11 protein-coding genes are annotated in these 11715 nt (G+C 67.1%); all 11 read right to left on the bottom strand.

Annotated elements, in window-relative coordinates; translation table 11 throughout:
* Nucleotides 1–10: 10 nt before the first annotated feature.
* Nucleotides 11–901 (bottom strand): amidohydrolase family protein, encoded by an 891-nt coding sequence (locus RX327_RS10005; RefSeq protein WP_317250144.1) that lies wholly within the window; start codon nt 899–901, stop codon nt 11–13.
* Nucleotides 898–2016: a vWA domain-containing protein gene (locus tag RX327_RS10010; protein ID WP_317250145.1), complete on the bottom strand. Its 1119-nt coding sequence runs from the start codon at nt 2014–2016 to the stop codon at nt 898–900. The genes RX327_RS10005 and RX327_RS10010 overlap by 4 nt, the downstream gene beginning before the upstream one ends.
* Nucleotides 2013–2894, bottom strand: a complete 882-nt coding sequence (locus tag RX327_RS10015; protein ID WP_317250146.1) for a MoxR family ATPase — start codon at nt 2892–2894, stop codon at nt 2013–2015. The genes RX327_RS10010 and RX327_RS10015 overlap by 4 nt, the downstream gene beginning before the upstream one ends.
* An 8-nt stretch (nt 2895–2902) precedes the next feature.
* The gene (locus tag RX327_RS10020) at nt 2903–3925 is read right to left on the bottom strand and encodes a xanthine dehydrogenase family protein molybdopterin-binding subunit (RefSeq protein ID WP_317250147.1); all 1023 of its coding nucleotides are present in this window, start codon (nt 3923–3925) and stop codon (nt 2903–2905) included.
* The gene (locus RX327_RS10025; RefSeq protein ID WP_317250148.1) at nt 3926–5518 is read right to left on the bottom strand and encodes a xanthine dehydrogenase family protein molybdopterin-binding subunit; all 1593 of its coding nucleotides are present in this window, start codon (nt 5516–5518) and stop codon (nt 3926–3928) included.
* Between the two features lie 12 nt (nt 5519–5530).
* Nucleotides 5531–6010, bottom strand: coding sequence for a (2Fe-2S)-binding protein (locus tag RX327_RS10030; RefSeq protein WP_317250149.1), 480 nt, complete (start codon nt 6008–6010; stop codon nt 5531–5533).
* 5 nt (nt 6011–6015) lie between these two features.
* On the bottom strand, nt 6016–6834 hold the full coding sequence (locus RX327_RS10035) for an FAD binding domain-containing protein (RefSeq protein ID WP_317250150.1): 819 nt from the start codon (nt 6832–6834) through the stop codon (nt 6016–6018).
* Between the two features lie 15 nt (nt 6835–6849).
* Nucleotides 6850–7293, bottom strand: a complete 444-nt coding sequence (locus RX327_RS10040) for an SRPBCC family protein (RefSeq protein WP_317250151.1) — start codon at nt 7291–7293, stop codon at nt 6850–6852.
* A gap of 216 nt (nt 7294–7509) precedes the next feature.
* A complete protein-coding gene (locus RX327_RS10045) occupies nt 7510–7947 on the bottom strand; it encodes an SRPBCC family protein (RefSeq protein ID WP_061882131.1) in 438 nt (145 codons plus the stop codon).
* 9 nt (nt 7948–7956) lie between these two features.
* On the bottom strand, nt 7957–10854 hold the full coding sequence (locus tag RX327_RS10050) for a flotillin domain-containing protein (protein ID WP_317250152.1): 2898 nt from the start codon (nt 10852–10854) through the stop codon (nt 7957–7959).
* Nucleotides 10855–10880: 26 nt separating this feature from the next.
* Nucleotides 10881–11714, bottom strand: coding sequence for a phosphoenolpyruvate hydrolase family protein (locus RX327_RS10055; protein ID WP_317250153.1), 834 nt, complete (start codon nt 11712–11714; stop codon nt 10881–10883).
* Between the last annotated feature and the right edge of the window lies 1 nt (nt 11715).

The following is an 11715-nucleotide window of genomic DNA, read 5'->3' on the forward strand; positions in this document are numbered from 1 at the left end:
CGCGGTGCGCCTACGGCCCCAGCCGATAGACCCGCGCCGCCGTTGTGCTGAAGATCGCTTCGCGCTGCTCGGGGCTGAGCCGTTCGGCTGCCGTCTTGAAAGCGGTGATGAGTTCGCGATAGCTGGTCCACAATTTCTCGATCGGGAAGTTGGAGCCGAACAGGCAGCGCTCGGCGCCGAAGATCGCGACGGTGTCGGTGACGATGCCGGCGATATGCGCGGCATCGTTGCGATGGATGAAGGTGCCGAGCCCCGACAGTTTCGATACCACGTTGGGATATTGCGCGAGTCGCGTCATCCCGCTGCGCCAGGCGGCGCGGCCCCGCGGCGACAGATCCTCCAGCATGCCAGCATGCTGCAGGATGAACGTCACGTCAGGGCAGGCCTCCGCAAGGCCGGCCGCATCGGCCATCTGCGGCGCGAACACCTGCAGGTCAAAACTCCAGCGGTAGTCGGCGAGGTGGCCGACATTGCGCCGGATTACGGGATCGGTGCAGAGATCGGCACGGGCGGCGAAGCGGTACAGCGGGTTCTCGTGCCAGTGCAGCTGCATGCGCACGCCGCGCACCAGCGGATAGCGCCTCAATCGATCGAGTTGCGGGCGGACGTCGGCGACGGAAAAATCGGCGTAGGCGACGATGGCGTGCGGCCAGCCGTGCTCATCAGCCGTCTGCTGCACCCAGGCAGCCTCGTCCTCGAAACGGTCATTGGCCCAATTGGTCTGGACGTAGACGGAGCGGGTGACGCCGGTGCCCTTGAGGTCGTCGAGATATTCCTGGATCGGATAATCGCGCCGGATCGGCTCGTAGGGGCCGAAGATGCGCGGCTGCATGGGGCCGGTCAGCCAGGGCAGATCGGCCTGCCGCCAGATGTGATGATGGCCGTCGACGATGCCAGTCACGCAGCTCTCCTTGTTCCAAGCGACAGCAGATGCGCGACCACAGCCGCGCTCGATCCGCCGTCCACGAGATCGTCGACGAAGCGTTCGATCGCGACCAGCGCTTCGGTCTGCGGGCGGAAGCCGGGGCCTGTCGCGAGGGGCGTCAGCCAGCTCAGGCGCCAGGCCCGCCGCGACAGTTTTGCCACCGCATCGCGCAATGCCGCCGGGTCGCCGCGCTCGAGGCCATCGGAGACGATCACGACCGCGGCGCCGCGGGCATATCCGCCGAACCGCGGCACGGCGAGGAACGCCTGCAGCGCATCGCCGATCCTTGTGCCACCGTCCCAGTCGCTGACCAGGAAGGACGCCGCGCTCAGCGCCTGCTCGCGGCGTTTCAGCCGCAGCGCGCGGGTGACACGGGTCAGCCGTGTGCCGAAGGTGAAGACCTCGACGTTCGGAGCGGCCTGCACCAGCGCATGCGCGAGCCTCATGTTCTCCTCGGTGCGGCTCTTCATCGAGCCGGAAACGTCGATCAGCAACAGGATCTTGCGCGGGCGCTGGCGGCGGCGCATCCGCCCGAGCCGCAGCACCTCGCCGTCATTGCGGACGCTGTCGCGCAGCGTGCGGCGCAGATCGGCGAACGGGCCGCTGCGCGCGCGGCGTCGCCGGTGGCCGCGCCGTCGCGGCAGTCGCCTTGCCGCCTCGCGCGACAGTTTTCGCAGCGGATCGCTGGTCGCGGCCTGTGCAAAGCGGCGCTCGACCAGTGCCTCGGCCCGCGCCGCGGCGAGGCCGGACTCATTGGCCTCGTCGGCGAGCGGTGGCTCGTCCTCGCCGCGGCCTTCCTCCTGCAGGCGAACGGTCTCCTCATCCTCGCCATCGGCCTGCTCGATGGCATCAGCGCCGCAGAAGTGGATGTCGAACAGCCGGTCATAGGTCGCGCGGCGCTCGGGCGGCGGCGCCAGCGTCGCGAGCCCGGCCTGGCGGATGTGCTCGAGGCTGCGCGGACCGAGCAGCTCGATTGCCGCGAGGAAGCTTGTCGTCTGCTCCGGCGCAACCGAAAAGCCGTTGACGCGCAGCAGCGCGGCGAAGGAAACGAAGATGCGGGCGGCGCGCGGAAGCTGCAACTCGGTGCTCATGCGGTCGCCTCCGCGAGCATGGCATCGAGCCGGGGTGCGATGAAGTGCAGATCCTCCTCGTCCTTCAGCGCTACGCCGATTGAGCGTTTGAAGGCGTCCGGCCAGCGCGCGCCGCCCCTGTTGAGGAGCGTCGCGGCCTCGGCCCAGTCGACAGCCTCGGCGATGCCGGGCGCCTTGCTCAGCGGTTCGCGCCGCAGCCGGCCGACGGCGGCAACCACGGCGCGGGCGGTCGCCTCGGCGACGCTGGATGCCCGCATCATCACGATACGCGCCTCGCGCTCGGCATTCGGATAATCGATCCAGTGATAGACGCAGCGCCGCCGCAGCGCCTCGTGCAGATCGCGCGTCCGGTTCGACGTCAGCACCACGACGGGATGCTCGGCAGCGCGCACTGTGCCGCGCTCGGGGATCGAGATCTGGAAATCGGACAGGAACTCGAGCAGGAAGGCTTCGAACTCCTGGTCGGCGCGGTCGATTTCATCGATCAGGAGCACGGTGGAATCGGGTGCGCGGAGCACCGCCAGCATCGGTCGTTCGATCAGGAATGCCTCGCCATAGATGTCGATGCTCTCGTCGCCGGCCTGGCGGATGGCCAGCATCTGGCGCGGGTAGTTCCATTCATAGAGCGCAGCGGAGGAGTCGATGCCCTCGTAGCATTGCAGGCGGATGAGGCGGCGGCCGAGCACGGCGGCGATTGCCTTTGCTGCTTCGGTCTTGCCGACACCGGGGGCGCCTTCCAGCAGCAGCGGCTTACCCAGCGCAAGCGAGAGATAGGAGGCGGTCGCGATGCTGTCGTCGGCGAGGTAATAGGCCGCCCGAAGCGCTTTCTCCAGCGCTTCGGGGCTATCGATGCCGACGATGTTGCTGCGAACCGCCATAGAGAAACCTAGCGCCGCGCCTGCGGCCGTGCGCCGCCTTGCGCCTTGATCGCGCGCAGCACCTTCTCGGGCGTGATCGGCAGATCGTCGATCCGAACGCCGACCGCATTGAAGATCGCATTGGCGACGGCCGGCAGCACCGGGTTGGCGCACATCTCGCCGGGTCCCTTGGCTCCGAACGGGCCATCGGGAGCGGGACGCTCCAGCACCGCGATGTCGTGCGGGCAGATGTCACCGGGGCCGGGCATCAGATATTCGACGAAGTCGCGAGGCCCGTGAGCTGGATCCGGGTAGTAGGGTTCGGGCGTCTCGTAGAGCGCGTGACTGACGCCCATCCAGGCGCCGCCCACGAGCTGCTGCTCGACCAGGCGCGGGTTGAGCGCGCGGCCGAGCTCATAGGCGGAATCCATGCGGACCATCGCGACCTCGCCGGTCTCGTCATCGACCTCGACCTCGGCAACGAGGCAGGCATGGGCATAACAAGTTGCCGGCGACATCTCGCCGGTCTCGGGGTCGACGTTGGAGAGGGGGACCAGGAAGATGCCGCGGCCGGAGATGGTCTTGCCCTGCTTGAACTGCGCCGCGATTGCGACGTCCTTGGTCGAGATCGAGCGGTGCGGCGCGCCTTTGACATGGATGTTGCCGCGCCCGTCGGTATCGAGATCGGCGGCGTTGACCTCGAGCTCCTCGGCCGCGGCCTCCATCATCACGCCGCGCGCCTCGCGAGCGGCGGCCATCACCGCATTGCCGACGCGATGGGTGCCGCGCGAGGCGAACGAGCCCATGCAGTGTGGGCCGGTGTCGGAATCCGCCGTGTCGACATAGACGTCCTCGACGGGCACGCCCAGCGTCTCCGCGCAGATCTGCCGCGTCACCGATTTCATGCCCTGACCGAGGTCGATCGACGACAAAGCCACCGTGAACTTGCCGCTCGGATTGGAATGCACTAGCGCCTGGCTCGGATCGCCGCCGAGGTTCATGCCGATGGGATAGTTGATCGACGCCATGCCGCGTCCGCGATGCCGGGTCATCTAGCGCCTCCTGGTCCCGAATACGGAGGAGAAGCGGGTCGCGCCATGCGATGGCGTGGCCGGCCGCGGCGGCGGAGGTGACGGTGGCGGTGAAGAGGGCGGCGGTGGCGGCGGCTCGCGGGTCGCGGCCGGCGCGCGGTCATACGTCGTGCGCTGCTGGGACGGCGCGGCCGGCGGCGCATGTGTCTCGCGCGGGGTCGGTGTCACCGCGGCGCGCGCGCCGCCGCCATCCTTGCGCGACGACATCCGCTTGAACTCGTCGCGGATCGGCCATTTGGCCTTTTCCGCGGCGACCTGCACGCATTCGATCAGCGCCGTGTTCTTGGCCTCGCGCCGGTGCGCCTTCATGTCGCCGTCGCGATAGGCGTTGAGGATGCGGAACTCCATCGGGTCCATGCCGACGAGGTTTGCCAGCTTGTCCATCTGGCATTCGATCGCAAAGTCCATCGCGGTGACGCCGAAGCCGCGCATGGCGGTGGCCGGCGTGCGGTTGGTGAAGACGCAATAGACGTCGCCATGGACGTTCGGGATGGTGTAGGGGCCCGGCAGGTGGGCGGCGCACTTGACGGCAGCGTAGCTCGACAGCCGCGTATAGGCGCCGCTGTCGAAATAGGCGCGGATCTTGCGCGCGACGATGCGGCCGTCCCGCATGACGCCGTCCTTGATGTAGATGCGCTCGGCGCCGCGTGGCGGGCCGTATTGCATCTCCTCCTCGCGGCCGAATACGTAGCGGACGGGGCGTCCGGTCAGCATGGCGCCGAGGATCGCGAGCGGTTCGGTCAGCGTATCCACCTTGCCGCCAAACCCGCCGCCCACGGTGCCGCCGATGAAGTGGAAGGTGTTGGAGGGCACGTCCAAAATCTTGGCGCAGGTGTCGACCGAGAAGAACAGCGCCTGCGTCGAGGTGTAAACCACGTAGCGGCCGTTGGTGTCGGGCGCGGCGATCGCGCCGTTGGTCTCGGTCGGTGCGTGCTCGATCGGCGACATCTGGTAGCGCTGCTCGAGCACGTGGTCGGCGGTTGCAAGCGCGCGGTCGGCATCGCCGAAGCGCAGCTGCTGGTGATCATAGGTCTCATGATAGATGAATGCGTTCTTCGGATAGGTCTCGTTGACCACCGGCGCCCCCGGCTTGAGCGCGTCCTCGACGTCGAACACGGTCGGCAACGGCTCGTAGTCGATCCGGACCTTTGCGATGGCTTCGAAGGCCTCGCGCTCGCTGTCGGCGACGACGGCAAGGATCGGCTCGCCCTTGTAGCGTACCTTGTCGACCGCAAGCGACGGCTCGTCATCCTTGCCGAAATTGATCAGGCTGAGCAGCGTGTTCAGGTTGCGCGGCACGTCGGAGGCGCGGATCACGCGTCGCACGCCCTGCGACCGCTCGGCCTCCGAGGTGTCGATGCGGCGCACCCGTGCATGCGCATGGGCGCTGCGGACCACCTTCAGATGCAGCATGCCTTGCAGCTTGTGGTCGCCAAAATAGCTGGACGTGCCCGTGACATGGCCGAGCATGTCCTGGCGCTGGGTGCCCTTGCCGATTTCGTTCAGGTTGTCGTCGCGCTCGTCGGCGAAGATGTCTTTGCGCAGTTCCAGCATGGCACTGTTCCCTTACGCACGCGCCCGGCCGCCGGACGCGGCTGATAGCATGGCGTTGATGATCGGCTCGTAGCCGGTGCAGCGGCAGATATTGCCGGAGATCGCCTCGACGACCTCGTCGCGGCTCGGCGAAGGGTTGCGGTCGAGCAGGGCTTTTGCCGCCATCAGCATGCCCGGTGTGCAATAGCCGCACTGAGCGGCAAAACTGTCGGCGAAGGCGCGCTGGAGCGGATGCAGGCTCGGGCCCTGTTTCATGCCATCGAGTGTCTCGACCGAGCGACCTGCGACCGTCTCGGCGAGTGTCAGGCAGGAGAGGTGAAGTTCGCCGTCGATCAGCACGCTGCAAGTGCCGCAGCCGCCCTGGCCGCAGCCGAATTTCGGGGTCATGTCGCCTATCAATTCGCGAAGCGCCACCAGGAGATTGGTGCCGCCATCGACGAAGATTGCGACGTCGCGGCCGTTGTGCTGGAATTGAAGGGCAGTCTTGGCCATCACGTTTATTCCGGACCGGACAACAGGCGGCGAAGATGCACGCCGACGATCTCGCGGCGATACCAGGCGCTGCCGAGCGCGTTGTCGGATGGCGATGTTCCTTCGACGGCCGCCGCGGCGGCCGCGTTGATGGTGGAGGCGTCGAGCGTGCGACCTTCCAGCGCGCGCTCGGCGGCACGGGCGCGGATCGGCGTCGGCGCCATCGAGCCGAGCGCGACGCGGGCGCCGACAATCCGGCTGCCGTTGACCGTCAGATGTGCCGCGAGGGTGATCACCGCGCCGCCCTTGGGTTTGATCCGCGCGATCTTGCGGTAGCGGAAGGCCTCAGTGCTGCCGGGCCTGGCAAAGGAGATCGCCAGCACTAGCGATCCGGCCTGCCGATCGCGCGATTGCAGGAACTCTTCGATCGGGATCTCGCGGCCGCCGAGGCCGCCCTGGACGGACACGGTGGCATCAAGCGCGAGCATCGCGACCGTGAAGTCGCCATACGGCACCGGCGCGAACAGATTGCCGCCGACGGTGCCCACGTTGCGCACCGCCGGTCCGCCGATCGAGCGCGCCGGGGCGTGCAGAAAGGCGAGGTCGCGTTCGGCGAGAATGCGCGCGAAAGTGACGCCGGCCCCCAGCATGATGCGCGGGCCGGACGAATCGATACGGGTGAGCGCGGGATCGCTGGCGCGAACGACGGTCGAGATCGAGACGTCGCCCTCGTTCAGCGCCCGCATCACCAGCGTGCCGCCGCCGAGATAGCGGGCGCTGCGATCGGACGACAGCGCTGCCGCGGCGTCATGGGTGCTGGTGAAGGTTTTCACCGTGACTGGCATGATGGTGCTCTCCGCTTACGCGGTCTCCTTCAGATGGCGGCGGATCGCCTCGAATCCCGCCTGGTAGATGTCTTCCGCCACCATGTGGGTGATGCGGTCGCTGTCATCGGGCTTCGTGGTGAAGCGCGATTCCCAATGCCAGAAGGTGCGGTCACCATCGGTGACCGGCAGCAGGCGGACATGGGCGACGTAGTTGAACATCGGAATCGGCGTATCGAGCAGACAATAGCTGAAGGTCTGTTCGAGGTCGGACAGCGCCAGCAACTGTTCGCGCAGCTCCGAGCCGTCCTTGAGCTTGAATCGCCTGACACAACCGATCTTGTCGGCCGACTGCGCGCGTTCGATGGCGGAGGTCGCGACCGCAGGATGCCAGCGATCGTGCCCGTTGAAATCGCGCAGCACGCTCCACACCGCCTCCGTCGGCGCGTTCAAGATGGTGCTCTTGACGATATGCGGCACGGTCAAAATCCAATATCTGCGGTTTTGATGTCTCGAGCCGCGTGCCTCACCTCTCCCCAGCGGGGAGAGGTCGGCGCGTTGCGCCGGGTGAGGGGGCGCAGGTCCCACGAGAGAGAGTAACCCCTCACCCGGATCGCATCTTGCGATGCGATCCGACCTCTCCCACAAGGGGAGAGGTGGACCGTCTGCTCGGAGATATCTGATCTATGCATTCAGCTAACCTCCGAACACGCGCTTCAGGGCGTCGAAGCCGCCCTGAAACACGCCGCCGCCGATGTTGCTGACGAGCTCCGTCTCGCGTTCCGGCGCGCAGTCGAACTCGGCCGTCCATTCCACGAAGGTCTGGTCGCCGTCGGTGACGGGCGTCAGCCGCAGCGTCGCGACGTAGTTCTCGACGCCCATCGGGGATTCCAGGATCGAATAGGTGCAGAACATGTCGTAGTCGGAGAGCCCCAAAAGCTTCTCGCGGATGCGATCGCCGTTGCGCAGGCGGAAATCCCGGACGCAGCCGATCTTGTCGGAAGGCTCGCCGCCCTCGATGCGGCTTTCGGCGATGGCCGGGTGCCAGTTCGGCAGGCCGTTGAAATCGCGCACCCGCGCCCAGACGCGGTCGTTGCGAGCGTTGACGACGGTGGACACGTAGACGCGGGCCATGGCGTAAGCTCAGTCCTTCTTGCGCGGCGTGCGCTCAGGTCGCGCCGGCTCGCCGCCGCCCTCGGGCGCCGTCGGCTTGGCATCGCTGCCGCTCTTGCGTGCGGAATCCTTGATGCCCTGCATGTCGCGGGCCTCGCGGATCAGGCCCGGCATTTTCGAGAGACTGCCGCCCTCGACGCCGATGTCGGACAGGATCGAGTCGATCAGCGGCGCCTGGACGCGGTAGCGCAGCGCCGAGTCGATCACCTCGTCGGTGGCGCTGCGGCCGCCATTGCCATTTCCGTGACCGTTGCCGTTGAGCCCGTCGACCTGGAGAATGCGGATGCCCTCGATCTTCTCCATCGGCTTGACGCTCTCGCGCACGATGCCCTCGATGCGGTCGAGCAGCTTGCGCCGGAACAGCGAGTATCGCGCCTGGTCGGTGAGCACGTTCTCGGCCTCGTTGAGCATCCGCTGCGCCTCGGCCTCGACCGCCGCGCGCACGCGCTCGGCTTCGGCCGCGATGCGCGTCTCCTCGGCCTGCTTCTCGGCGAGCAGGATTTCGACGGTCTTGCGCCGCTTGGCGATCTCGCTCTCCCGGGCCGTGACGACGCGCTCGGTAGCTTCCGTCGCGCGGATCCGGGCGTCCTCGGCCGCGGCGCGGGCCGCGGATTCCTCCAGGGACTTCAGATGGATCGCAATCGCCTTCTCCATCAGGACGGTCTCGACCTCCTTCTCGCGATTGACCTCAAGCTTGCGCAGCTCGCGCTCGCGGCCGATGCGGGCTTCGTCGAGACCGCGGTCGGAGGCGATGCGGGCACGCTCGACCTCCTCGCGCGCGCCGATTTCGGCTTCCTGCAGCGACTGGACGCGGGCGACCTCGAGCTGCTCGATGGCGCGCCGCCGCTCGATGCGCGCCGCCTCCAGCGCCTGCTCGCGGGAGACATCGGTGGTCTCGACCTCCTTGCGGGCGACGATCTCGGCCTGCTTTACCTGACGGTCGGCATCGATCCGTTCCGAGCGCTTGGTCGAGAGGGCGATGACGCGCTCCTCGTCGGCAATCTCGATCGCCTTCTTCTGGTCGATGTTGAGCACTTCGCGGGTCCTGGAGGAGGCGATCCGCTCGCTCTCCAGCGTCAGCTCGACATCGATGCGCTGCCGCTCGATCGCGTCGCGACGCTTCAGCTCGGCGGCCTCCAATACGCCGGTGCGCTCGATTTCCAGCGCGCGGGTTTCGCGCTCGGCCTGGATGCGTTCGGCCGCGACCGCCTTTTCCTGGGCGATGCGCGCCGCCTCGATCGCCTCGCGGGAGGCGATGTCGGCTTCCTCGACGGCGCGGTTGCGGGCGATCTCCAGCGAACGGACGCGTTCTTCCTGGGCGATGCGCGTCGCCTCGGTGGCTTCGCGGGCACTGATCCCGGCGATCTCGACCGCCTGGTTGCGCTCGATTTCGAGCTTGCGCGTGGTGTGGTCGGCGGCAATCCGCTCGGCGGCCAGCGTCCGCTCGCGCGCGATGCGGGCAGCCTCGACGGCGCGCTGGGCCTCGATCTCGGCTTCCTGGATGGTTCGGACCTGCTGGATCTCAAGCGCGCGGGTACGCTCGTCCGAGGAGATGCGCTCGACATTGACGGTCATCGTCTGGGCAATGCGGGCCTTTTCGGTGGCCTCGCGCGCGGCGATCTCGGCTTCCTCGACGGCGCGGGTGCGCTCGATCTCGCGGCGCCTCGTTTCCTCCTCGTTGGCGATCCGCGCATCGGTGACGACGCGGTCCTGCTGAATCCGCGCCTTCTCGATGGCTTCGCGTGCCGCAATCTCGGCTTCCTCGACCGTGCGCATCCGCTCGATCTCGCGCTGGCGTACCTCGCGCTCGGAGGCAATGCGGGTGGTGTCGATCGAGCGCTGGTTGGCGATGCGGGTCTTCTCGATCTCTTCGCGCGCCAGCAGTTCCTTCTCCTCGACCGCCCGCGTCCGCTCGATCTCCTTGTGCCGGGTCTCGCGTTCCGAGGCGATCCGGGCTTCGGTGATCGCTTGCTCGTTGGCGATCCGCGCCTTCTCGATGGCCTCGCGGGCGGAGATCTGCGCCTGTTCGGCCTCGGTCTCGCGGAGTGCCCGTTCGCGGGCGACTTCCGTGCGCTGGAGCGCGCGGCGCATCTCGATGTCGCGTTCCTGCTCCAGGCGCGCGGTCTCGCTCTCGCGCTCGATCTCCAGCGCCTGCCGCTCGGCCTCCAGATTGCGGGCGCGGATCTTGATCATCGAGTCCTGCTCGATGTCGTTGCGCAGCTTCCGCTTGGCCTCGATGTCCTGCATCAGCTGGGTCAGACCTTCGGCGTCGAACCGGTTCGAGGGGTTGAAGAATTCGAGATCGGTCTGGTCGAGATCGGTGATGGCGACCGATTCCAGCTCGAGGCCGTTCTGGGCGAGGGCTTCCGCCGCTTCGGTCTTGACGCGCGCGACATAGTCGCCGCGCCGTTCGTGCATCTCCTCCATGGTCATCTCGGAGGCGACCGAGCGGATCGCGGAGATGAATTTTCCGGCAAGCAGCGCATGAAGTTGCTCCGGCGCCATGGTGCGGCGGCCGAGCGTCGCCGCGGCGATCGAGACCGCTTCGCGGGTCGCCTGCACCCGGACGTAGAAGTCGGCCTCGATGTCGACCCGCATGCGGTCGCGGGTGATGACGGCATCCTGTTTGGAGCGGACGACACCCATCGGCAGCACGTTCATGTTGACCGGCGTGAAATCGTGGATGAATGGCAGCACGAAGGCGCCGCCATTGATCACCACGCGTTCGCCGAGGAAACCCGTTCGGACGAACGAGGTCTCCTTGGAGGAGCGATGGTAGAGCCAGTTCACGATGTAGACGCCAACCACGATCACGATGATCGCGACGATCAGCCAGAGGATCAATTCACCGACCAGCATCCCTGACATCTTTCCCTCCCTCGAACCTTCCGGCGTTACCGCGCGCCGATCGCCTTGAACTGACGTACCTGCTCCGTCAGCGCCCGCTCGACCGGCAGTCGCTCCATCGAGGAGGCGCCGTAGAAGCCATGGCAATGGCGGGTGTTCTTCATGATGAAATCGGCGTCGGCGGGATCCGCGATCGGACCGCCATGCGCCAGCACCAGGATGTCCGGATTGACGCTGAGCGCTGCCTCGGCCCAGGCCTCGATGCGGGCAGGGCAGTCCCCGAGCTTTGGCGCGGTGTGCGCACCGATCGTGCCGCCGGTCGTCAGGCCCATGTGACAAACGATGATGTCGGCGCCGGCGATCGCCATGGCGGTCGCCTCTTTCTCGCTGAACACGTAGGGCGTGGTCAGCATGTCCTTGTCGTGCGCCTTCGCGATCATGTCGATCTCGAGCGCGTAGGACATGCCGGTCTCTTCGAGATTGGCCCGGAAGGTGCCGTCGATCAGGCCGACCGTCGGAAAGTTCTGGACCCCTGCGAAACCAAGCGCCTTCAACTGGTCGAGGAAGACGTCCATGTCGCGAAACGGGTCGGTGCCGTTGACGCCCGCGAGCACCGGGGTCCTGGTCACGACCGGGAGCACCTCGCAGGCCATCTCCAGCACGATGGCATTGGCGTCGCCGTAGGCCATCAGGCCCGCGAGCGAGCCTCGGCCAGCCATGCGATAGCGGCCGGAATTGTAGATGACGATGAGATCGACACCGCCAGCTTCCTCGCATTTGGCCGACAGCCCGGTGCCAGCACCTCCACCAACGATCGGCACGCCGCGTGCGATCATGGCGTGAAACTTCTTCAACAGCGCATTGCGTTCAAACCTGGCCATG

The organism is Bradyrhizobium sp. BEA-2-5, from assembly GCF_032918025.1.
Taxonomy (GTDB): Bacteria; Pseudomonadota; Alphaproteobacteria; order Rhizobiales; family Xanthobacteraceae; genus Bradyrhizobium; species Bradyrhizobium pachyrhizi.